The 21414-nt window shown below is 62.3% G+C and carries 33 protein-coding genes and 1 pseudogene; all 34 read right to left on the bottom strand.

Annotated elements, in window-relative coordinates; genetic code table 11:
- Nucleotide 1: 1 nt before the first annotated feature.
- Nucleotides 2–925, bottom strand: a complete 924-nt coding sequence (locus FJ973_RS19560; protein WP_140515444.1) for a DMT family transporter — start codon at nucleotides 923–925, stop codon at nucleotides 2–4.
- A gap of 2 nt (nucleotides 926–927) precedes the next feature.
- Nucleotides 928–1908 carry an RluA family pseudouridine synthase gene (locus FJ973_RS19565; protein ID WP_140515445.1) on the bottom strand — a complete coding sequence of 327 codons (981 nt, stop codon included), beginning with the start codon at nucleotides 1906–1908 and terminating at the stop codon, nucleotides 928–930.
- Between the two features lie 60 nt (nucleotides 1909–1968).
- Nucleotides 1969–2343 carry a fluoride efflux transporter CrcB gene (crcB, locus tag FJ973_RS19570; RefSeq protein ID WP_140515446.1) on the bottom strand — a complete coding sequence of 125 codons (375 nt, stop codon included), beginning with the start codon at nucleotides 2341–2343 and terminating at the stop codon, nucleotides 1969–1971.
- Nucleotides 2344–2410: 67 nt separating this feature from the next.
- Nucleotides 2411–3241 carry an aspartyl/asparaginyl beta-hydroxylase domain-containing protein gene (locus FJ973_RS19575; protein WP_140525517.1) on the bottom strand — a complete coding sequence of 277 codons (831 nt, stop codon included), beginning with the start codon at nucleotides 3239–3241 and terminating at the stop codon, nucleotides 2411–2413.
- Between the two features lie 331 nt (nucleotides 3242–3572).
- Nucleotides 3573–4880, bottom strand: a complete 1308-nt coding sequence (locus FJ973_RS19580; protein ID WP_140557280.1) for a replication-associated recombination protein A — start codon at nucleotides 4878–4880, stop codon at nucleotides 3573–3575.
- Nucleotides 4881–4925: 45 nt separating this feature from the next.
- Complete coding sequence (locus FJ973_RS19585; RefSeq protein WP_140525519.1) at nucleotides 4926–6416, bottom strand: DegQ family serine endoprotease; 1491 nt, start codon at nucleotides 6414–6416, stop codon at nucleotides 4926–4928.
- A 161-nt stretch (nucleotides 6417–6577) separates the two neighbouring features.
- The gene (rplQ, locus tag FJ973_RS19590) at nucleotides 6578–7009 is read right to left on the bottom strand and encodes a 50S ribosomal protein L17 (RefSeq protein ID WP_140501279.1); all 432 of its coding nucleotides are present in this window, start codon (nucleotides 7007–7009) and stop codon (nucleotides 6578–6580) included.
- 43 nt (nucleotides 7010–7052) lie between these two features.
- The gene (locus FJ973_RS19595) at nucleotides 7053–8063 is read right to left on the bottom strand and encodes a DNA-directed RNA polymerase subunit alpha (RefSeq protein ID WP_023682599.1); all 1011 of its coding nucleotides are present in this window, start codon (nucleotides 8061–8063) and stop codon (nucleotides 7053–7055) included.
- Between the two features lie 101 nt (nucleotides 8064–8164).
- On the bottom strand, nucleotides 8165–8554 hold the full coding sequence (gene rpsK / locus FJ973_RS19600; protein WP_006205444.1) for a 30S ribosomal protein S11: 390 nt from the start codon (nucleotides 8552–8554) through the stop codon (nucleotides 8165–8167).
- A 156-nt stretch (nucleotides 8555–8710) separates the two neighbouring features.
- On the bottom strand, nucleotides 8711–9079 hold the full coding sequence (gene rpsM / locus FJ973_RS19605; protein WP_006205445.1) for a 30S ribosomal protein S13: 369 nt from the start codon (nucleotides 9077–9079) through the stop codon (nucleotides 8711–8713).
- A gap of 208 nt (nucleotides 9080–9287) precedes the next feature.
- Nucleotides 9288–9896, bottom strand: a complete 609-nt coding sequence (locus tag FJ973_RS19610; RefSeq protein ID WP_140501277.1) for an adenylate kinase — start codon at nucleotides 9894–9896, stop codon at nucleotides 9288–9290.
- Nucleotides 9893–11233, bottom strand: a complete 1341-nt coding sequence (gene secY, locus FJ973_RS19615; protein ID WP_140501275.1) for a preprotein translocase subunit SecY — start codon at nucleotides 11231–11233, stop codon at nucleotides 9893–9895. The genes FJ973_RS19610 and secY overlap by 4 nt, the downstream gene beginning before the upstream one ends.
- A gap of 191 nt (nucleotides 11234–11424) precedes the next feature.
- Nucleotides 11425–11898, bottom strand: a complete 474-nt coding sequence (gene rplO / locus FJ973_RS19620) for a 50S ribosomal protein L15 (protein ID WP_140501273.1) — start codon at nucleotides 11896–11898, stop codon at nucleotides 11425–11427.
- A gap of 22 nt (nucleotides 11899–11920) precedes the next feature.
- Nucleotides 11921–12118: a 50S ribosomal protein L30 gene (gene rpmD / locus FJ973_RS19625; protein ID WP_006205449.1), complete on the bottom strand. Its 198-nt coding sequence runs from the start codon at nucleotides 12116–12118 to the stop codon at nucleotides 11921–11923.
- Between the two features lie 24 nt (nucleotides 12119–12142).
- Nucleotides 12143–12706: a 30S ribosomal protein S5 gene (rpsE, locus tag FJ973_RS19630; RefSeq protein ID WP_006333394.1), complete on the bottom strand. Its 564-nt coding sequence runs from the start codon at nucleotides 12704–12706 to the stop codon at nucleotides 12143–12145.
- 147 nt (nucleotides 12707–12853) lie between these two features.
- The gene (gene rplR, locus FJ973_RS19635) at nucleotides 12854–13213 is read right to left on the bottom strand and encodes a 50S ribosomal protein L18 (RefSeq protein ID WP_140501271.1); all 360 of its coding nucleotides are present in this window, start codon (nucleotides 13211–13213) and stop codon (nucleotides 12854–12856) included.
- A gap of 139 nt (nucleotides 13214–13352) precedes the next feature.
- Nucleotides 13353–13886: a 50S ribosomal protein L6 gene (gene rplF, locus FJ973_RS19640; RefSeq protein WP_140501269.1), complete on the bottom strand. Its 534-nt coding sequence runs from the start codon at nucleotides 13884–13886 to the stop codon at nucleotides 13353–13355.
- A gap of 93 nt (nucleotides 13887–13979) precedes the next feature.
- The gene (gene rpsH / locus FJ973_RS19645) at nucleotides 13980–14378 is read right to left on the bottom strand and encodes a 30S ribosomal protein S8 (protein ID WP_006205453.1); all 399 of its coding nucleotides are present in this window, start codon (nucleotides 14376–14378) and stop codon (nucleotides 13980–13982) included.
- Between the two features lie 12 nt (nucleotides 14379–14390).
- The gene (gene rpsN, locus FJ973_RS19650; protein ID WP_013895695.1) at nucleotides 14391–14696 is read right to left on the bottom strand and encodes a 30S ribosomal protein S14; all 306 of its coding nucleotides are present in this window, start codon (nucleotides 14694–14696) and stop codon (nucleotides 14391–14393) included.
- A 27-nt stretch (nucleotides 14697–14723) separates the two neighbouring features.
- Nucleotides 14724–15302, bottom strand: a complete 579-nt coding sequence (gene rplE, locus FJ973_RS19655; protein ID WP_023717521.1) for a 50S ribosomal protein L5 — start codon at nucleotides 15300–15302, stop codon at nucleotides 14724–14726.
- Entirely contained in the window at nucleotides 15295–15609 is a 315-nt protein-coding gene (rplX, locus tag FJ973_RS19660) for a 50S ribosomal protein L24 (protein WP_006205456.1), read from the bottom strand. The genes rplE and rplX overlap by 8 nt, the downstream gene beginning before the upstream one ends.
- Nucleotides 15610–15621: 12 nt before the next feature.
- Nucleotides 15622–15990 carry a 50S ribosomal protein L14 gene (gene rplN, locus FJ973_RS19665; protein WP_006205457.1) on the bottom strand — a complete coding sequence of 123 codons (369 nt, stop codon included), beginning with the start codon at nucleotides 15988–15990 and terminating at the stop codon, nucleotides 15622–15624.
- 85 nt (nucleotides 15991–16075) lie between these two features.
- A complete protein-coding gene (gene rpsQ / locus FJ973_RS19670) occupies nucleotides 16076–16315 on the bottom strand; it encodes a 30S ribosomal protein S17 (RefSeq protein WP_010909280.1) in 240 nt (79 codons plus the stop codon).
- A gap of 11 nt (nucleotides 16316–16326) precedes the next feature.
- Nucleotides 16327–16527 (bottom strand): 50S ribosomal protein L29, encoded by a 201-nt coding sequence (rpmC, locus tag FJ973_RS19675; protein ID WP_006205459.1) that lies wholly within the window; start codon nucleotides 16525–16527, stop codon nucleotides 16327–16329.
- Nucleotides 16528–16540: 13 nt separating this feature from the next.
- Nucleotides 16541–16954, bottom strand: coding sequence for a 50S ribosomal protein L16 (gene rplP, locus FJ973_RS19680; RefSeq protein ID WP_027026963.1), 414 nt, complete (start codon nucleotides 16952–16954; stop codon nucleotides 16541–16543).
- A 27-nt stretch (nucleotides 16955–16981) separates the two neighbouring features.
- On the bottom strand, nucleotides 16982–17710 hold the full coding sequence (gene rpsC / locus FJ973_RS19685) for a 30S ribosomal protein S3 (RefSeq protein WP_140501263.1): 729 nt from the start codon (nucleotides 17708–17710) through the stop codon (nucleotides 16982–16984).
- Nucleotides 17710–18099 (bottom strand): 50S ribosomal protein L22, encoded by a 390-nt coding sequence (rplV, locus tag FJ973_RS19690; protein ID WP_006205462.1) that lies wholly within the window; start codon nucleotides 18097–18099, stop codon nucleotides 17710–17712. Before rplV ends, rpsC begins: the two co-directional genes overlap by 1 nt.
- A 2-nt stretch (nucleotides 18100–18101) precedes the next feature.
- On the bottom strand, nucleotides 18102–18380 hold the full coding sequence (gene rpsS, locus FJ973_RS19695) for a 30S ribosomal protein S19 (protein ID WP_006205463.1): 279 nt from the start codon (nucleotides 18378–18380) through the stop codon (nucleotides 18102–18104).
- Nucleotides 18381–18396: 16 nt separating this feature from the next.
- Nucleotides 18397–19230, bottom strand: a complete 834-nt coding sequence (gene rplB, locus FJ973_RS19700) for a 50S ribosomal protein L2 (RefSeq protein WP_140501261.1) — start codon at nucleotides 19228–19230, stop codon at nucleotides 18397–18399.
- A gap of 22 nt (nucleotides 19231–19252) precedes the next feature.
- A complete protein-coding gene (locus tag FJ973_RS19705; protein ID WP_006205465.1) occupies nucleotides 19253–19546 on the bottom strand; it encodes a 50S ribosomal protein L23 in 294 nt (97 codons plus the stop codon).
- Complete coding sequence (gene rplD / locus FJ973_RS19710) at nucleotides 19543–20163, bottom strand: 50S ribosomal protein L4 (RefSeq protein ID WP_140501259.1); 621 nt, start codon at nucleotides 20161–20163, stop codon at nucleotides 19543–19545. The genes FJ973_RS19705 and rplD overlap by 4 nt, the downstream gene beginning before the upstream one ends.
- Nucleotides 20163–20891 (bottom strand): 50S ribosomal protein L3, encoded by a 729-nt coding sequence (gene rplC / locus FJ973_RS19715; protein WP_140501257.1) that lies wholly within the window; start codon nucleotides 20889–20891, stop codon nucleotides 20163–20165. Before rplC ends, rplD begins: the two co-directional genes overlap by 1 nt.
- A 61-nt stretch (nucleotides 20892–20952) precedes the next feature.
- Nucleotides 20953–21261 carry a 30S ribosomal protein S10 gene (rpsJ, locus tag FJ973_RS19720; protein ID WP_006205468.1) on the bottom strand — a complete coding sequence of 103 codons (309 nt, stop codon included), beginning with the start codon at nucleotides 21259–21261 and terminating at the stop codon, nucleotides 20953–20955.
- A 66-nt stretch (nucleotides 21262–21327) separates the two neighbouring features.
- Nucleotides 21328–21414: pseudogene (locus FJ973_RS19725) on the bottom strand (elongation factor Tu); the annotation flags it as partial.

The following is a 21414-nucleotide window of genomic DNA, read 5'->3' on the forward strand; positions in this document are numbered from 1 at the left end:
GTCAGCCTCCTTCGGCCGTCTGCTGGCGCGGCGGCCTGTTGACGATGACCAGACCGGCGGCAATGAGACCAAGTGCCAGAAAAATGCGTATGGTCAGCGGCTCGTTCAAGAACAGGGCGCCGCACAGCACGCCGAAGACCGGCGACAGGAACGTGAAACTCGACAGGCTGGAGGCGGGATAGCGCCGCAGCAGCCAGAACCACAACACATAGGTGAAGGCGACGATATAGAGCGCCTGGAAAAGCAGGGCCAACGTCGGCAACAGCGCGGGATCGCGCACGGAGGGGCCGGCCAGAGGCAACACCAGGACGCCGACGATCGCAGCGCCGGAGAGTTGATAGAGCAGCAGCTTTTCGGCGCTCGTGTTACCCAGCTTCGAGCGCTTGATCAGGATATTGGTCAAGGCCCAGACGAATCCGGAGCCAAGGCTCAGCAGATCGCCGAACAGCATGTCCCCGCCGCCGCCGAGCTTGTCGGAAAAGACCGCGGCGAGGCCGGCAAAGGCAAGCAGAAGGCCAAGGGATTTGCGCAGGCTGATCGGCTCGCCGAGCAGGAAATGCCCTCCCAGCAGCATCCAGAACGGCATGGTGTTGACCAGCAGCGTGTTGCGGGCGACCGTGGTGTGCTCCAGCCCGACATAAAGGCAGAGGAACTCGATGCCGAAGAGCACGCCCACTGCAATGCCCGCGAGCAATGTCCCGTCCCTCTTGAAAAGCGCAATGCCGCGCCAGCGGCACCAGAGGAAGACGCAGAGCCCGCCGATAACCGAGCGCGCGATCGACAGGAAAACCGGATCATAGCCGGCATAGGAGATCTTGGCGGCGACGTAATTCAGGCCCCAGGAGAACGTCAGGCCGACCATTATGGCGGCGGCCGCCATGTCGACCGCATCGCGACGGTCGAGCGCATCGGCAGCGCCGCTCATGGTCAATCCTCCGCACTGGCGTCGTCGAAGCCGATCAGGTTCCAGCTCTGGCGCATATGCGGCGGCATAGGTGCGGTGACGTCGATGAAACCCTGGTCCGGATGCGGGATGACGATTCGGCGCGCGTGCAGATGCAGGCGGTTCTGCATCCCGCCCGGAAAATCCCAATTGGTGTCGGCCTCGAAATATTTGGGATCGCCGATGATGGGACAACCGATATGGGCGGCATGAACGCGCAACTGATGGGTGCGGCCGGTATAGGGCTCCATCTCCAGCCAGGTCAGCGCCTGCGCCGCCTGCTCGATGATGCGATAGTAGGATACGGCATGGTCGGCGCCCTTTTCGCCGTGCTTGGCAATGCGCACCCGATCGCCATCCGGCGTGGCTTCCTTGATCAGCCAGGTCGATATCTTATCCTCGCGCTTGGGCGGCACGCCTTTGACCAAAGCCCAGTAGGTCTTCTTAGTCTCGCGGGCGCGAAACGCCTCGGAGAGCTTCATCGCCGCCAGCCTGGTGCGGGCGACGACCAGCACGCCAGACGTGTCGCGATCGAGCCGGTGCACCAGCCGCGGCTTCTCGCCCTTCTGGTTGCGCCAGGCTTCCAACATGTCGTCGACGTTACGGGTGACGCCCGAGCCGCCCTGCACCGCAAGGCCAGCCGGCTTGTTGAAGACGAAAACCTTCGGATCCTCATGGATCAGCATCTTTGCCAGGACTTCGGCATCGCCCTGGTTGCGGATCGAATGGCCGGTCAGCGGGCTGTCGCCCTTCTTGTCCACTTCCAGCGGTGGAATGCGCACCGTCTGGCCAGGCTCGACACGGGTGTCGGCCTTGACGCGGCCGCCGTCGACGCGGATCTGCCCGGACCGAAGCAGCTTCTGCAGATGACCAAAGCCAAGGCCCGGGAAATGGGTCTTGAACCAGCGGTCGAGCCGCATGCCCGCCTCGCCGGCCTCCACCGTGATCTGTTCAACGCCTGCCATATTGTTTTCGCTTACCCGTTTCCTGGCAGGCCCAGGCCTGCTCTCGGCGCGGCAATAGCATTAAGGCAGGCTTCTTGCGAGCCAAAGACCCAAAAACAGGGCAATGATGGCGCCAATCACGCTGGCCAGCGCATATCCAAACGCCGGCAAGGTGGCTCCCCGCTCCCACAAGGTCGCGAAATCGAGCGAAAAGGCGGAAAAGGTCGTGAAGCCGCCTAAGATGCCGGTGGCAACAAACAGCCTGAGTTCGTTAGACCCGCCGCGGCGCGCCAGGGCAGCGATGAACAGGCCCATCGCGAACGAACCGACGATGTTGATCGCCATCGTGCCCCAGGGATAGTTGGGACCGACAAGGCGCAGCGAGCCCATATTGGTCAGATGGCGAACGCCGGCGCCAATGCCGCCGCCGGCGGCCACGAGAAGCAGATTGAACATCGCCGTATACTGTCCCCGACTATTCATACCTATCCGGCGCGCCGGCTACGTTCGAAAACTTGCCAGCTCAGGTGGTTTCTGCTTTTTTCGGCTTGGTCGAGCCGATCATCTTCCAGTTCTTGTAGAACATCGAATTGATCCTCTCGACACTCACCGAGACGATGGCGAGAAGGCCGGCGATGAGCCTGGGGACCGGGGACGGCCTGATAATGTCCATGAATACGCAGTAGCGACGACCGTCATACTCGTTGACCGAGCGATGCAGCAGCGTGTCGTCGAAAATGAACAGCGGATTGTCGTACCAGTAGTTCTTGACGTTGCCGCATTCGACGAAGATCTCTGACTTCACCGGAATGAGGTTGTAGAGGATGCGGAGGCTGAGCCGCAGCGGTCCGAAGTGCCAGGAGGTCGATTCGCGTTTGCTGAAGACCGAGACGGCAATCGTCTTGATGTATTTGAAATCCTTGTTGAACTCGGCGACGTTGTCTATCCTGTGCTTGCCATACCATTGGTAGACATACATGCCGCGCCGGCCGGCGCCGAAATTGGCGTCGATGTCGGCGATGATTTCGGCCTTGCGCGCCTTGAAGACATCCAAGACCTCGTTGACTTCGCGCTGATAATCCTGCGGGAACTGTTCCAGCTTCCACACGCCCGGATTTCTGTAGCACAGGAGGTCGACCAGCAGGTTGAATGGCGAAAGCAGCCAGGTGAAGAGGCCATTGCCCAGGAAATAGCCGCTGAACAGGGACAGATTCTTGCGGTCGTTGCGCAGCACGTCGATCAGGCCACAAACCACGAAAATCGTCGTGAGGATCGGAATGAAATAGAAGCCAAGGGCAAGGAGCGGGATGGCAATGGCGAATTTGCGAAGGGTCTTGCGAAGGGTTTTTGTCATTTTTCCACGCGCCGAGCGCGATCCTGTTGCGAATGAATAGTGCCAAAATCACGACAACGACCACCGCCCGGCCGTGCGCCTTGATAAGGTCTTTTGGGTTGCCGCACAACGGCCACGGCATCGTGGCCGGCTGACCGCCTTGCCGAGACCTCGAACTGTCGCGGGGTCAGGATGTCGACCGTTACCTGCTCTTCCTCCGGCCGGCTCGGAAGCTGCGGCATTGGCATCGATATAATCGTGGCCGCGAGCAGCGCGTGCAGAAGAACCGACGTGGATACCCCAGGTGAAGCCTCGTTTCGGACCGCAACCGCCACCGGCCGCCGCAAGCCTGCTATTCCCGCTCTTTGCGCAGCTTTGCCCAGTAGTCGAGCCGTTTCCTGATATCGCGCTCGAAACCGCGTTCGGGTGGGTCGTAGAAGGTCTGGCGGCCCATCTTTTCCGGAAAATAGTCCTGGCCGGAAAACGCGTCCGGTTCGTCATGATCATAGCGGTAGCCGGCCCCGTAATCTTCGTCCTTCATCAACTTTGTCGGCGCGTTGAGGATGTGCTTGGGCGGCAGCAGCGAACCGTGCTCCTTGGCAGCGCGCGTGGCCGCTTTGAAGGCGGTGTAGACCGCGTTGGATTTGGGCGCCGTGGCGAGATAGACGGTGGCCTCGGCGAAGGCGAGTTCGCCCTCGGGCGACCCCAGATAATCGTAGGCGTCCTTGGCCGCATTGGCGACGACCAGCGCCTGCGGATCGGCCAGCCCGATGTCCTCCATCGCCATGCGCACCAGCCGGCGGCCGAGATAGAGCGGATCCTCGCCGGCGTCGAACATGCGCGCGAGGTAGTAGAGCGCGGCATCGGGATCGGAGCCGCGCACGGATTTGTGCAGCGCCGAGATCAAATTGTAGTGACCGTCCTGGCCCTTGTCGTAGATCGGCGCCCGACGCTGGATGATGCGCTGCAAGCCTTCGGGGCCGAACACTTCGCCTGGTTTGGCGGCGCGCCACACTTCTTCCGCCAGCGTTAGCGAGGCCCGGCCATCGCCGTCGCTCATGCGGATGAGCATCGCTCGCGCCTCATCATCGAGCGGCAGCGCCCTGCCCTCCGTCTCTTCGGCCCTGGCCAGAAGCTTTGCGATGCTTTCCTCGCCAAGCGAATGGAAAACCAGCACGCGCGCACGCGACAGCAGAGCTGCATTGAGCTCGAAGGACGGATTTTCGGTGGTAGCGCCGACGAGCACGACGGTGCCGTCTTCCATGACTGGAAGGAAGCCGTCCTGCTGGGCGCGGTTGAAGCGGTGGATCTCGTCGACGAACAGCAGGGTCTGGCGGCCATTGGCGCGGCGCAGCTTGGCCGCCTCGAACACTTTCTTCAGGTCGGCTACGCCGGAGAAAACCGCCGAAATCTGCTCGAAGGCAAGGCTGGTTTCACCGGCAAGCAGGCGCGCCACCGTGGTCTTGCCGGTGCCGGGCGGCCCCCAGAAAATCATGGAGCCGAGCGAACCGGAATTAATCAGCCGGGTCAGCGCACCATCGGGGCCGGTCAGATGCTCCTGGCCGACGACCTCGCCAAGGTTTTTCGGGCGCAGCCTGTCTGCCAGCGGCCGGCCTGGCGGCGCCTTTTCCGGTTCATCGACACTGAACAGATCGGCCATGCACTTCTTTTTGGGTTTGGAGCGCGATCTCTTCAGCGATCGAGCTCAGTAACGCAACACCTGGCGCAGTATCTGCCCGCCGCGCTCGACGGTAAAGCGCCACCAGCGCGTATCCTGCTGGGAAGCCTGCGCCAGCGTCGCCGCCGTATCGATTGTCGTGCCGTTGACCTCGCGCACGATGTCGCCCGGCTGGAAGCCGAAATCGGCGGCCGGCGAATCGCGATTGATGTCGACCACGGTGACGCCCTTGATGTCGGTGCGCAGGCCGAGCTTCTGAGCCAGCCGCGGCGATAATTCCGCAACCTTGGCGCCCGAGAAGGGGCTGCGGCCATGCAGCGTCACCTCCGAGGGTTTTGCACCCTCGGGCGCGCGTTCCAGCGCGATGTCCATCGCTGCCTGCTGGCCTTTGGTCAGCACCGCGAAATTGGCCTTTGTACCGATCGACAGCGTCGCCATGCGATAGTCCAGTGCCTCGATGCTCTCGACCGGCTTGCCGTTGATCTGCAGGACGACATCGCCAGGCTTCAATCCGGCCTTGCCGGCCGGTCCGGACGCGTCAACGGACGAGACCAGCGCGCCGGCAGGCTTTTCCATGCCGAGCGATTCAGCGATCTGCGGCGTCACCGCTTCGAACTCGGCCCCGATGTAAGGCCGCTCGAAGAAATCGAGACCGGCCTTGGCGGCATCGGCGAAAGCGCGCACCATATTGGCAGGAATGGCAAAGCCGATGCCGATCGAGCCGCCGCTGCGGCTGAAGATGGCGGTGTTGATGCCGACCAGCTGGCCGCCCATGTTGATCAGCGCGCCGCCGGAATTGCCGGGATTGATGGCAGCGTCCGTCTGGATGAAATAACCCGAATCCGAAACGCCTATATGGCTGCGGGCAAGTGCGGAAACGATGCCGCTCGTGGTGGTCTGCCCGACACCGAAAGGATTGCCGATGGCCAACACTAGGTCACCGACTTCGAGCGCATCGGAATCGCCGATGGCGATGACCGGGAATGGCTTGTCGGATTCGATCTTGAGCACGGCAAGATCGAGCGTCTCGTCCTTGAGCATCACCTTGCTGGTGAATTCGCGCCCGTCGGCGGTCGCGACCTTCACCTCGTCGGCATTCTTGATGACGTGGAAATTGGTGACGATGACGCCGCTCGGATCGACAAGCACGCCCGAGCCCAGGGAGGACTGCGCGCGCGGCTGCGCGCGACCGAAGAATTCTTCGAAGAACGGATCGCCTTCGAAGGGCGAAACGACCTTGGCCGTTTGCGAGGCGTAGACATTGACCACGGCCGGCGCCGTCTGCTTGACCAATGGCGCGAACGACAACTGCACCTCCTCACGGCCGAACGGCACGCGCTTGTCGGGGCCCGAGGTGGCGTTTTCGCCCTCGACGCCGTGCAGCAGGTCGGTGAGCACGTCGGAGAGGCCCGGATCGGCTTTGGGGGCATCCTCGGCCAATGCCTGCCGGACTGTCGGCGTGGTTGCGAACGCCATAAAGGCGCAGAGCAGAACCAGGGACAGTCTTTTAGCGCGCATTGCGAATCCTCCGTGCGAGTTGGGGCGCATTGTCCCGACGAATGTGCAAAATGAAAGGCTAAGGCGATTAAATCGAATTATTTTGACGCAGGAGCAGCCGAGGCGGCCAGAATATGAAAAAGGGGCCCGCAGGCCCCTTAAATCATTTGAAAAGCGAAGCCTTAAGCGGCTGCGGCTTCCGCATCGGTGCCTTCGGCTTCGAGGCGGGCGCGGTCGCCGGCGCCCTTGGCCTCCGTGTCGCGGTCTACGAATTCGATGACCGCCATCGCGGCATTGTCACCGTGGCGGAAGCCCGCCTTCATGATGCGCAGATAGCCGCCGTTGCGGGTGGCGTAGCGCGGCGCGATGGTGTCGAACAGGCGCTTGACGACGCCTTCATTGCCGATCTGCGCGATCACCTGGCGGCGGGCGTGCAGGTCGCCGCGCTTGCCGAGCGTCACCAGCTTCTCGACGATCGGACGCAGGTCCTTCGCCTTGGGCAAGGTGGTGACGATCTGCTCGTGTTCGAGCAGCGACACGGCAAGGTTGGCAAACATCGATTTGCGATGGCTTATGCTGCGGGCGAACCGGCGGCCTTTAAATCCATGGCGCATGGCTCTTCTCCTTCATTCCGGGTTCGAGAAGCTCCTCGGAGCCTCAATATTGATCTTCGTAACGCTTGGCGAGGTCTTCGATGTTTTCCGGCGGCCAGTCCGGCACTTCCATACCGAGGTGCAGGCCCATCGCCGCGAGGACTTCCTTGATCTCGTTCAGCGACTTGCGGCCGAAGTTCGGGGTACGCAGCATCTCGGCTTCGGTCTTCTGGATGAGATCGCCGATATAGACGATGTTGTCGTTCTTCAGGCAGTTGGCCGAACGCACCGAAAGCTCGAGTTCGTCGACCTTCTTGAGCAGCGCCGGGTTGAAGGCGAGCTCGGTGACGGCTTCGGTGGCGACTTCCTTCTGCGGCTCGTCGAAATTGACGAACAGGCCAAGCTGGTCCTGCAGGATACGGGCGGCGAAAGCCACCGCGTCCTCGCCCGAGATCGAACCGTCGGTCTCAATGGTCATGGTCAGCTTGTCGTAGTCGAGGACCTGGCCCTCACGGGTGTTCTCGACCTTGTAGGAGACCTTCTTGACCGGCGAATAGAGGCTGTCGACCGGGATCAGGCCGATCGGCGCATCCTCGGCGCGGTTGCGGTCGGCCGGCACGTAACCCTTGCCGGTATCGACAGTGAATTCCATACGGATTTCAGCGCCCTCGTCCAGCGTGCAGATGACGTGATCCGGATTGAGGATCTCGACGTCGCCCACCGTCTGGATGTCGCCGGCGAGAACCGCACCCGGGCCCTGCTTGCGCACAACCATGCGCTTGGGGCCGTCGCCTTCCATGCGGATGGCGATTTCCTTGATGTTGAGGACGATGTCGGTCACGTCCTCGCGCACGCCGGCGATGGACGAGAATTCATGCAGGACGCCATCGATCTGTACGGCGGTGACTGCCGCGCCGCGCAGCGAGGACAGAAGCACGCGACGCAACGCGTTGCCGAGCGTGAGGCCGAAGCCGCGTTCGAGCGGCTCGGCCACCAGCGTGGTCAGCGTCTTCTTCTTCGACGAGAACTCGATCTTGTTCGGCTTGATCAGTTCCTGCCAATTTTTCTGGATCATGATGCTTTCCTTCCGTTGACCCGCCACCATCCAATCGTGGCGGGCGACCTGGAAAACCGCGGAGGAACGCTTCTGGCGTTCACGCGGCGTTCGGTAATTCCTTAGACGCGACGCTTCTTGCGCGGACGGCAGCCATTGTGCGGGATCGGGGTCACATCACGGATCGAGGTGATGGTGAAGCCAGCCGCCTGCAGGGCGCGCAGCGCCGATTCACGGCCGGAGCCGGGTCCGCAGACCTCGACCTCGAGCATGCGCATGCCGTGTTCCTGGGCCTTCTTGGCAACATCCTCGGCAGCCATCTGGGCGGCGAAGGGGGTCGACTTGCGCGAACCCTTGAAGCCCTGGGCGCCGGCCGACGACCAGGCGATCGAATTGCCCTGTGCGTCAGTGATGGTGATCATGGTGTTGTTGAAGGTCGAATTGACGTGGGCAACGCCCGACGAGATGTTCTTGCGTTCGCGACGGCGAACACGAGCGGCTTCCTTGGCCATGGTATTCCTTTCAGTTGATCTCTACACCGCCGTAATGCCAGCGGCTCCACCTTGGTAAGGGAGTGGGGAATAGGGCAGTAAGGGAGTAGGGAAAGTGCGACCCGATTGCCGGGCATTCCCTACTGCCTTACTCCCCTACTCCCTTACTGCCCTAAATTACTTCTTCTTGCCGGCGATCGACTTGGCCGGGCCCTTGCGGGTGCGTGCATTGGTGTGCGTGCGCTGGCCGCGAACCGGCAGCGAGCGACGGTGACGCAGGCCGCGGTAGCAGCCGAGGTCCATGAGCCGCTTGATGTTCATCGACACTTCGCGGCGCAGGTCGCCCTCGACCTGATAGTCGCGGTCGATCGTCTCGCGGATCTGCAGCACTTCCGCGTCGGTCAGCTGGTTGACGCGGCGCTCGGCCGGGATGCCGACCTTGTCGACAATTTCCTGGGCGAACTTCTTGCCGATGCCGTGAATGTACTGAAGCGCGATGACAACGCGCTTGTTGGTCGGAATGTTGACGCCGGCTATACGAGCCATGTTCTTCTCATCTCCATATGGGCCGGCCACCTTCAAAACAAGGTAGGCCCGGCGCTGTCTGCGTTGCCCCGCGTCCGGTGGAGGCCGGCCCTTGCGGGAGTTTCCTGGTCAAAAACGGCTGCCCTGCCCTTGCGGGCAAGCAAACTCCATGCCTGACAGGAAGACGGGCCGCCATACCCCAGCGGACCGCTTCAGTCAAGCACAATCGCTATTTGGCCGAGGCGGCCTCTTTCACCGTCGCCGCGAGCACGGCTTCGATCTCCGACGTCACGGCATCAATACCAGCCATGCCGTCCACGCTCTTCAGCCGGCGCTTGGCATAATAATAGCCGATCAGCGGAGCGGTCTTCTTGTAATATTCCCGCAGCCGCTCCTCGAACACCGCCGGATTGTCGTCCTTGCGCACCGGCTGACCGGCTGCCTTGGCCTCATCGGCTCGCTTGACGATGCGGCCGACCAGCGCCTTGTCGTCGACGACAAGCTCGATGACGGTGTCGAGCGCAATGCCACGTTCGTCAAGCATCGATTCAACCGCATCAGCCTGCACCAGCGTACGCGGGTAGCCGTCGAGGATGAAACCATTGGCGCAATCGGGCTGGTCAATGCGCTCGGCCACGATGGCGTTGACGATGGCATCCGAGACCAGCTCGCCGGCATCCATGACCGCCTTGGCGCGCTTGCCGACTTCGGTACCGGCCTGCACCGCGGCGCGCAGCATGTCGCCCGTGGAAAGCTGGGGGATGCCGTGTCTCTCTACCAGTCTTTGTGCTTGTGTCCCCTTGCCCGCTCCTGGCGGCCCAAGCAAAATCAACCTCATCTGGCTTTCTTCCCCCCGCGCAGCTTCGACTTCTTGATCAGGCCTTCATATTGGTGCGCGATCAGGTGGCCCTGAATCTGCGCAACCGTGTCGAGCGTGACACTGACCACGATCAGAAGCGATGTGCCACCAAGGTAGAATGGTACGCCAGTCGCCGAGATCAGGAACTCCGGCAGCAGACAGACCAGCACCAGATAGATGGCACCGACGACAGTGATGCGGGTAAGAACGTAGTCGATATAGTCGGCGGTGCGCTCGCCCGGACGGTAGCCGGGGATGAAGCCGGAGTGCTTCTTGAGCTGGTCGGCGGTGTCCTTCGGGTTAAAGACGATCGCGGTGTAGAAGAAGGCGAAGAACACGATCATCGCCGCGTAGAACAACATATAGAGCGGCTGGCCATGGCCGAGCGAGGCCAGGATGGTGCTGGCCCAGGCCGGCATGTTCGTGGTCTGCGAGAAGCCGGCGACGGTGGCCGGCAGCAAGAGCAGCGACGAAGCGAAGATCGGCGGGATGACGCCCGACGTGTTGAGCTTGAGCGGCAGGTGGGAAGTGTCGCCCTGGAACATGCGATTGCCGACCTGACGCTTCGGATACTGGATCAGCAGACGCCGCTGGGCGCGCTCGAAGAAGACGATGAGCGCGATGACGACGATGGCCAGCACGATGATCGCCAGGATCAGGCCGGTCGACAGCGCTCCGGTGCGGCCGAGCTCCAGCGTGCCGGAGATGGCATGCGGCAGGCCGGCGACGATGCCTGAAAAGATGATCAGCGAAATGCCGTTGCCGATGCCGCGCGCGGTGATCTGCTCGCCGAGCCACATCAGGAACATGGTGCCGCCGACCAGCGTGACGACGGTCGAGATGCGGAAGAACATGCCGGGATCGCTGACGATGCCGTTGCCGCCTTCAAGCCCGACCGAAATACCATAGGCCTGCACCAGCGCCAGGAGCACCGTGCCGTAGCGCGTGTACTGGTTGATGACCTTGCGGCCCTGCTCGCCTTCCTTCTTCAGCGCTTCCAGCGACGGGATGACCGAGGTCATCAGCTGCATGATGATGGAAGCGGAAATGTAAGGCATGATGCCGAGCGCGAAGATCGCCATGCGTTGCACGGCGCCGCCGGCGAACATGTTGAACATGCCCAGCACGCCCTTGCTCTGCGAAGAGAAGGCCTGCGCGAAGGCATCGGGATTGATGCCGGGAAGCGGGATGTAGGTGCCGAGGCGGTAGACGAGCAGCGCGCCGACGGTGAACCAGATTCGTTTCTTCAGGTCCTCCGCTTTGGCGAAGGCTGAGAAATTCAGATTCGAGGCTAGTTGTTCAGCAGCCGAAGCCATGCCCGATTCTCCGCTTGGTCACGCTTGATGGCCCTAAGGTCAGGCGGCGCGTGTCACCGAAGCTCACGAGATAAGCTCCGGACTGTAAACATGCAAGCGGCCGCGTTGACGCGGCCGCCATATTGAACAGGTCGAAGCGCGATCGAAAGCAAAACCGGATCCGGCCTTGCCGAGCGCGCTTCAAATTGCTGTTACTCGGCGGCCGCCTCTTGCGGCAGCTTGACCGAACCGCCGGCCTTTTCGATCTTCTCGATCGCGGCCTTGGAGGCCCCGGCGACGTCAAAGGCGAGCTTCGCCTTGAGATCGCCGTCCGACAGCACGCGCACGCCGTCCTTCACGCGACGGATGACGCCGGCGGCTACCAGCGCCTCGGCCGTCACGGTCGCCTTCGCATCGAGCTTCTTGGCGTCTACAGCGGCCTGGATACGGGCCAGCGAGACGACGGTGAAGCTCTTGGCGAAGATGTTGTTGAAGCCACGCTTCGGCAGGCGCCGATAGAGCGGCATCTGGCCACCCTCGAAGCCGTTGACGGCGACGCCGGAGCGCGCCTTCTGGCCCTTGACGCCGCGACCGGCAGTCTTGCCGGAACCGGAGCCGATGCCGCGGCCGAGACGCTTCTTCGAATGCGTCGCGCCGTCCTTGTCACGCAGATCGTTGAGTTTCATCTTGCTTCTCCTGCGCCTGTGCTCAGCCCTCGTCCACGACGCGGACGAGATGCTGGACGGCAGCGATCATGCCGCGCACGGAAGGCGTATCTTCCAGCGTGCGCTGCTTGTGCATCTTGTTGAGGCCGAGGCCGACCAGCGTCGCGCGCTGTTCCTTCGGGCGGCGGATCGGCGAACCGATCTGCTCAACGGTGATGGTCTTGGTTGCTTTCTTGGCCATGGTCAAAATCCCTGGTCAGATCGACTATTCTTCAGCCGCGACGGCGGTGCCGCGGCGGGCCTGAAGGGTCGAATACTTGATGCCGCGCGCGGCAGCCACATCCTTGGGATGCATCTGGCTCTTCAGCGCGTCGAAAGTGGCGCGAACCATGTTGTAAGGGTTCGACGAACCCATCGACTTGGCGACCACGTCATGCATGCCGAGCGTCTCGAAGACGGCACGCATCGGGCCGCCGGCGATGATGCCGGTACCTTGCTTGGCGGCGCGCAGGAGAACACGGCCGGCGCCCCAGCGTCCCTCGACATCGTGGTGCAGCGTGCGGCCCGAGCGCAGCGGCACGAAGATCATGTCGCGCTTGGCCGATTCGGTTGCCTTGCGGATGGCTTCCGGCACTTCGCGCGCCTTGCCGTGACCGAAGCCGACGCGGCCCTTCTGGTCGCCGACGACGACGAGTGCTGCAAAACCGAAGCGGCGGCCGCCCTTGACGACCTTGGCGACACGGTTGATGTGGACGAGCTTGTCGACCATGCCGTCATCGCGTTCTTCACGATCGCGGCCGCGGCCGCCATCCCTACGTTCCTGTGCCATATCCTGTTCCTTGTTCTTTTCCGGAAGCACGGGTTGCTGAATGCCGACGCCTCATTGCGGGTCGCCGACGGTGAAAATCATCACTCCCTTGCATGATCCGTTTCGAAAAGTCTGCAACTTTCTGCCGACTTTCGGTCCGGATCAGGCTTAGAAGCTCAAGCCGCCTTCACGAGCCGCCTCGGCCAGCGCCTTGACGCGGCCGTGATAGATGTACGGGCCGCGGTCGAAGACGACTTCCTTGACTCCCGCCTTGGCGGCACGCTCGGCGATCAGCTTGCCAATCGCGGCAGCGGCAGCGGTATCTGCGCCGGTCTTGAGCGAACCCTTGAGGTCCTTCTCGAGGGTCGAGGCGGCAGCGATGGTGTGGCCCTTGGCGTCGTCGATGACCTGGACGTAGATGTTCTTCGACGTGCGGTGAACCGACAGGCGCGGACGCTCGCCGGCGACCTTCTTGATCTGGCGGCGGACGCGCTGCGCGCGGCGCTGAGTGGCTTCCTTGGTACCCATGATGGTCTTCCTTGCCTTCAGAAAACGGGGGCCGCCCTGTGCGGTAGGCGAAAGCGCCTCCCGCGACCGCTCCCCGCGGCGTTACACTTCCTGGCTTGGCCCCTTCCGAAAAGTCTGCACCTTCCCGGGGCCAAACCCACTACTTCTTCTTGCCTTCCTTGCGGACGATCTTCTCGCCTGCGTAGCGGACGCCCTTGCCCTTGTAGGGCTCGGGACCACGGTATTCGCGGATTTCCGCAGCCACCTGGCCGACCTGCTGCTTGTCGATGCCGGCCACGGTGATTTCGGTCGGCTTCGGCACGGTGATGGTGATGCCTTGCGGCGTCTCGTAGACGACGTCGTGGCTGAAGCCGAGCGCCAGCTGCAGGTTCTTGCCCTGCAAGGCGGCGCGATAGCCGACGCCGGTGATCTCGAGCTTCTTCTCGAAGCCGTCCTTGACGCCCTGCAGGATGTTGACGATCTGCGTGCGCGACATGCCCCACTTGGAGCGGGCGGTCTTGGACTGGTCGCGCGGCTCGACAGCGATCTCGCTGCCTTCCATCTTGACCAGCACTTCGTCGTTGACCACGAACTTCAGCTCGCCCTTGGGGCCCTTCGCCGTCACGGTCTGGCCGTTGACGGTCGCGGTCACGCCCTGCGGCAGCGAAACGGGTTTCTTTCCAATACGAGACATTTTGTTGTCCTCGTCACTTCTCTTGTTTCAGGTCTCTGTCTTCGGGACGATCCGAAGACCGGATTCCATTTTTTTCGGGATCACGCTGCCGGATCAGAAGATCTGGCAGAGGATCTCGCCACCGACGTTCTGTTCGCGCGCTTCGTGGTCGGCCATCACGCCCTTCGGCGTCGAAAGGATGGCGATACCGAGGCCGTTGGCGACATGCGGGATCGACTTGGCCGAAACGTAAACGCGGCGGCCCGGCTTCGAGACGCGGGCGATTTCGCGCACCACCGGCGCTCCGTCGAAATACTTCAGCTCGATCTCGATTTCGGACTTGCCGTTGTCGAAATCGGTCTGGCTGTAGTCGCGGATATAGCCTTCAGCCTTCAGCACGTCGAGGACGCGGGTGCGCAGACGCGAGGCCGGCGTCGACACGCTCGACTTCTTGCGGCCATAGGCGTTGCGGATGCGGGTCAGCATATCGCCGAGAGGATCGCTCAATGACATGTTATGTCCTCCTTACCAGCTCGACTTGACCAGGCCCGGGATCTGGCCGTTATTGCCGAGATCACGAAGCGCGATGCGCGATACTTTGAGCTTGCGATAGTAGGCACGCGGACGGCCGGTGACTTCGCAGCGGTTGCGGATGCGGATCTTGGCCGAGTTGCGCGGCATGGCGGCAAGCTTGAGCTGAGCGCGGAAGCGCTCCTCCATCGGCTTGGACTGGTCCATGATGATCGCCTTCAGGGCAGCGCGCTTGGGACCGTACTGGTCGGCAAGCTTGCGGCGCCTGTTGTTCTTCTCGACTGAGCTGGTCTTTGCCATTTCAGATTTTTCCTTTTCTCGCTGCCGTTACTGGCGGAAGGGGAAGTTGAAGGCCTTGAGCAGTGCCCTGGCTTCGTCGTCCGTCTTCGCAGTCGTACAAACGATGACGTCCATGCCCCAGATCTGATCAACCTTGTCGTAGTTGATCTCCGGGAACACGATGTGTTCCTTGATGCCCATGGCGTAGTTGCCACGGCCATCGAAGCTCTTCGGATTCAGTCCGCGGAAGTCGCGGACGCGCGGCAGCGCGATGTTCACGAGGCGGTCGAGGAACTCGTACATGCGTTCCTTGCGCAGCGTGACCTTGGCGCCGATCGGCATCTTCTCGCGGACCTTGAAGCCTGCGATCGAATTGCGGGCGCGGGTGACGACGGCCTTCTGGCCGGCGATCATCGCCAGATCCTCGGCCGCGATCGAAGGCTTCTTCGAATCGCCGGTCGCTTCGCCAACGCCCATGTTCAGCACGATCTTGTCGATGCGCGGAACCTGCATCTCGTTGTCGTAGCCGAACTGCTCCTGCAAGGCCTTGCGGATGGTCTCGTTGTAGACCTGCTTGAGGCGCGGCGTGTTCTGGGCAGTCGCCTGCTTGGTTTGAGCCTTAGCCATTGATGACTTCTCCCGAGCGCTTGGCGACGCGCACCTTCTTGCCGTCCTTCTGGAAGATGAAGCCGACGCGGGTCGGCTTGCCATCCTTGGGGTCGGCCAGCGCGATGTTCGACAGCTGGATCGGCGCTTCCTTGGTGATGATCCCGCCCTCTTGGGACTGGGACTGCTTCTGGTGACGACGGATCATGTTGACGCCGCGCACCAGCGCGGTGTCGTCCTTCGGCTGAACCGACAGGACTTCGCCCGAACGGCCCTTGTCCTTGCCAGCCAGCACGACGACCTTGTCGCCTTTTCTAATCTTCTGCATTGGTCCGGCTCCTTACAGCACTTCAGGCGCGAGCGAGATGATCTTCATGTGGTTCTTGGCGCGGAGTTCGCGCGGAACCGGTCCGAAGATACGCGTGCCGATCGGCTCTTTCTTGTTGTCGACGAGAACGGCCGCGTTCTTGTCGAAACGGATCACGCTGCCGTCCGGGCGGCGGATGTCCTTGGCCGTGCGAACCACGACCGCTTTCATCACATCGCCCTTCTTCACGCGGCCGCGCGGGATGGCTTCCTTGATCGACACCACGATGATGTCGCCTACGGAAGCGTATTTCCGCTTCGAGCCGCCCAGCACCTTGATGCACATGACACGACGGGCGCCGGAATTATCCGCGACGTCGAGGTTTGTTTGCATCTGAATCATGACTGGCCGCCTTCTTCTTTTCTAACGGGACGGGTTCTTCACCCCTCCCCGGTCTGTCCAAAATTCGTTTGTTTACGCCCAGAGATCAGGCTTGGTCCGAAGACACGACGATCCAGCGCTTGTCCTTGGAAATCGGCTTCGATTCCTGGATGAACACCTGATCGCCAACCTTGTGGGCGTTGTTCTCGTCGTGCGCCTTGTACTTCTTGGTCATGCGCACGGTCTTCTTCATCACGGGATGCGTGAAGCGCCGTTCGACCTTGACGACAACCGTCTTCTCGTTCTTGTCGCTGACGACGGTGCCCTGCAGAATGCGCTTTGGCATGGTTTTCGTCCTTAAGCCTTCTTAGCCGCGGACTTTTCCGCAGCGATGGTCTTGATACGCGCAATGTCCTTGCGGACCTGCCTCACGCGCGCGGTCTTTTCGAGCTGGCCGGTCGCCTTCTGGAAGCGCAGGTTGAACTGCTCTTTCTTCAGGCTGGCCAGGTCGTCGGTCAGCTGGTCCTGGGTCTTGGTCCGGATGTCTTCGGCTTTCATGATCAGCCCGTCCTTATTCTGCGATGCGCTGTACGAAGCGCGTCCTGACCGAGAGCTTGGCCGCGCCGAGACGCAGTGCCTCACGGGCGGTTTCTTCGTTGACGCCGTCGATCTCGAACATGATCCGGCCCGGCTTGACGCGCGCCGCCCAGTAGTCGACCGCGCCCTTGCCCTTGCCCATGCGGACTTCGGTCGGCTTCGAGGTGACCGGCAGATCCGGGAAAATACGGATCCAGACACGGCCGGCGCGCTTCATCTCGCGGGTGATCGCGCGGCGGGCCGCTTCGATCTCGCGCGCGGTGACGCGGTTCGGCTCAAGCGCCTTCAGCCCGAAACCACCGAAATCCAGGTTGGTCCCGCCCTTGGCGGTACCGTGGATACGGCCCTTGAACTGCTTGCGGAACTTTGTGCGCTTTGGCTGCAGCATCGTTCTAACTCCAAATTCCTAAATGTCTCAGGCGTTTTCGCGACGACGACCGCGTTCGCGATCACCACCACCACCGCCATGCGCATGATCGCCCTCGGTCGCGCGGCGCTCCGAAGCCATCGGGTCGTGCTCGAGGATCTCGCCCTTGAACACCCACACCTTGACGCCGCAGATGCCGTACGCCGTATTCGCCTCGGCCGTGCCGTAGTCGACATCGGCGCGCAGCGTGTGCAGCGGCACGCGGCCTTCGCGGTACCATTCCATGCGCGCGATTTCGGCGCCGCCGAGACGGCCCGAGCAGTTGATGCGGATGCCTTCGGCACCGAGGCGCATCGCCGACTGCACGGCACGCTTCATGGCGCGGCGGAACGCGATGCGGCGCTCGAGCTGCTGGGCGATCGACTGGGCGACCAGGGTCGCGTCGATTTCCGGCTTGCGCACTTCCACGATGTTGAGGTGCGTCTCGGACTTGGTCATCTCCATCAGCTTCTTGCGAAGCTTCTCGATGTCGGCGCCCTTCTTGCCGATGATCAGACCCGGGCGCGCGGCATGGATGGTGACGCGGCACTTTTTGTGCGGACGCTCGATCACGACCTTCGAGATGGCAGCCTGCTTGAGCTCCTTCTCGAGGTACTTGCGGATCTTGATGTCCTCATGCAGCAGCTTGCCGTACTCGCCGGTGTTCGCGAACCAGCGCGAATCCCAGGTGCGGTTGATGCCGAGGCGAAGACCGATCGGATTGACTTTCTGGCCCATTATGCGGCCTCCCCTTTTTCTTCGACTTCACGAACGACGATCGTGAGGTGCGAGAACGGCTTCTCGATACGGCTGGCGCGACCACGGCCCCGGGCATGGAACCGCTTCATGACGATCGACTTGCCGACATAGGCTTCCGCCACGATCAGCGCATCGACGTCGAGGTCGTGGTTGTTTTCCGCGTTGGCGATCGCCGATTCCAGCGTCTTCTTGACCGTGCCGGAAATCCGCTTGGCCGAGAATTCCAGGTCGGAAAGCGCTGTCGCGACCTTCTTGCCGCGGATCAGCGCGGCAACCAGGTTCAGCTTCTGCGGGCTGATACGGATCGTGCGCAGTACGGCGCGCGCTTCGTTGTCAGCAAGCCTGCGCGGAGCTTTGGCCTTGCCCATGATTATTTCCTCTTCGCCTTCTTATCCGCGCCGTGACCGTAATAGGTCCGCGTCGGAGCGAATTCACCGAACTTGTGACCGACCATGTCCTCGTTCACCGAGACGGGAACATGCTTCTGGCCGTTGTAGACACCGAAGGTGAAGCCGACGAACTGCGGCAGGATGGTGGAGCGACGGCTCCACATCTTGATCACCTCATTGCGACCACCTTCACGAACCTTGTCCACCTTCTTGAGAAGGTAGCCGTCGATGAAGGGGCCTTTCCAAATAGAACGAGTCACTTGGCGTTACCTCTTCTTAGCTCTTGCGCTGATGGCGCGAGCGCAGGATGAACTTGTCGGTCGCCTTGTTGGACCGCGTCTTCTTGCCCTTGGTCGGCTTGCCCCACGGCGAGACCGGATGGCGGCCACCGGAGGTGCGGCCTTCACCACCGCCATGCGGGTGGTCGACCGGGTTCATGGTCACGCCGCGATTGTGCGGGCGCTTGCCACGCCAAACCGTGCGGCCGGCCTTGCCGTCGTTGATGTTGCCGTGGTCCGGGTTGGACACGGCACCGACGGTAGCCATGCAGGAGCCGTGAACGACACGCTGCTCGCCCGAGTTGAGGCGCAGGATCGCCATGCCCTGGTCGCGGCCGACGAGCTGGGCGTAACCGCCAGCCGAACGGGCGACCTGGGCGCCCTTGCCCGGCTTCAGCTCGATGTTGTGGACGATCGTGCCGACCGGCATCGAGGCCAGCGGCATCGCATTGCCCGGCTTCACGTCGACCGCTTCGCCAGCCACGATCTTGTCGCCTGCGGCAAGGCGCTGCGGAGCGATGATGTAGGACAGCTCGCCATCGTCATACTTGATCAGCGCGATGAAGGCGGTGCGGTTCGGATCGTATTCAATGCGCTCGACCGTGCCGACGACGTCGAACTTGCGGCGCTTGAAATCGATGATGCGGTACGAACGCTTGTGACCGCCGCCGATGAAGCGTGCAGTGATGCGGCCGTAATTGTTACGGCCGCCCGACTTGGTCAGGCCCTCGGTCAGACCCTTGACGGGCTTGCCCTTGTAGAGGCCCGAGCGGTCGACGATGACTAGCTGACGGGTGCTCGGCGTTATCGGGTTGAATTTTTTAAGTGCCATTGTCCTGTCCTCGCGGCCTTGCTCAGAGACCCGTCGCGACGTCGATCGACTGGCCGTCGGCCAGCGTCACTACCGCCTTCTTGACGTCGCTCTGGCGGCCGATCGTGCCGCGGAAGCGCTTGATCTTGCCCTTGCGGACAAGCGTGTTCACGGCCATCACCTTGACGCCGAACAGCGCTTCGACGGCGGCCTTGATTTCCGGCTTCGACGCCTTCTTGGCGACGTTGAAGACGACCTGGTTCTGCTCGGAAGCCATGGTCGACTTTTCGGTGATCGCCGGGCTGACGATTACGTCGTAGTGACGAAGGTCGGTCATTTAAAGCGCTCCTCGAGAGCCTCGACGGCGGCCTTCGAAAGGACCAGCGTGCCGCGGCGCAGAATGTCGTAGACGTTGATGCCCTGGATGGGCAGCACGTCGATGTTCGGGATGTTGGTCGCGGCCAGCTTGAAGTTCCGGTCGAGCTCGGCGCCACCAATCACCAGGGCGTTCGTCAGGCCCAGCGTCGCGAAATTCGCGATCAGCGCCTTGGTCTTTGCCTCGGTCAGCTTCAGCTCGTCGATGACGATGATCGACGCGCTCTTGGCCTTGGCCGAGAGAGCATGCTTGAGGCCGAGCGCGCGGACCTTCTTCGGCAGCTCGTGCTCGTGGCTGCGAACGACCGGGCCGTGAGCCTTGCCGCCGCCGCGGAACTGCGGAGCGCGTGCCGAATGGTGACGGGCGCGGCCCGTACCCTTCTGTTTGTACATCTTGGCGCCGGTGCGCGCGATCTCGGCGCGGCCCTTGGCCTTGTGCGTGCCCTGCTGCTTCTTGGCGAGCTGCCAGCGCACGACGCGCTGCAAAATGTCCTCGCGCGGATCAAGGCCGAAAATCTCCTCGGAGAGTTTCACCTTGCCGGCGTCCTTGCCGCCCAGCGTTGTGATCTTGAGATCCATTATTCCGCTCCCTCTGTGGCCGGAGCCTCATTCTTCGTGCCCATACCGGCAGCAACTGGGCGGATCGCGGCGGGCTTCGGCGCATTGGCCGGAAGCGCCACCTTGGCGGCGTCGCGAACCAGGATCCACGCACCCTTCGACCCGGGAACCGCGCCGCGGATCAGGATCAGGCCGCGGTCGGCATCGGTCGAGACGATCTCGACGTTCTGCGTGGTGACGCGCGTGTCGCCCATGTGGCCGGCCATCTTCTTGCCCTTGAACACCTTGCCGGGGTCCTGGCGCTGGCCGGTCGAGCCGTGCGTGCGGTGCGAGACCGAGTTACCGTGGGTCGCGCGGCCACCACCCATGTGGTGGCGCTTGATGACGCCCTGGAAACCCTTGCCGATCGTCGTGCCGGTGACGTCGACCTTCTGGCCGGCGACGAAATGCTCGACGGTGATCTCGGCGCCGACATCGATCATGTTGTCGGCGGAGACGCGGAACTCGGCAAGTTTGGCCTTCGGCTCGACGGAAGCGGTCGCGAAATGGCCGCGCATCGCCTTCGACGTGTTCTTCACCTTGGCAAGGCCAACGCCGAGCTGAACGGCGGTGTAGCCATTCTTCTCCTGCGTGCGCTGCGCCACGACCTGGCAGTTCTCCATCTGGAGAACGGTGACGGGAACATGTTCCCCGGCATCGTTGTAGATGCGGGTCATTCCCACCTTCTTTGCAATCACACCTGAACGCATCGGTTCAATTCCTTTAGAGTTCCGGGCCAGGGGCACCGCCCCTTACCGCGCTCTCATTCCCTTAGAGCTTGATCTCGACGTCGACACCGGCGGCCAGATCGAGCTTCATCAAAGCATCGACGGTCTGCGGGGTCGGATCGACGATATCGAGCAGACGCTTGTGCGTGCGCATCTCGAACTGCTCGCGGCTCTTCTTGTCGACGTGAGGCGACCGGTTGACCGTGAACTTTTCGATCCGCGTCGGCAGCGGAATGGGGCCGCGGACGTTGGCACCGGTGCGCTTGGCCGTCGACACGATTTCGCGCGTCGAGGCGTCGAGCACCCGGTGATCAAACGCCTTCAGGCGGATGCGGATATTCTGTCCGTTCATGCGTCACTTCCTTGTTCTGGCGCGGCGCGGGCACCCGCGCCCGCGACAGATCGGTTTAAGTCCAAATTACTCTTTGATGGTGACGACGATGCCGGCACCGACGGTGCGGCCGCCTTCACGGATGGCGAAGCGCAGCTTCTCTTCCATGGCGAT

Source organism: Mesorhizobium sp. B2-1-3 (assembly GCF_006442495.1).
GTDB lineage: Bacteria > Pseudomonadota > Alphaproteobacteria > Rhizobiales > Rhizobiaceae > Mesorhizobium.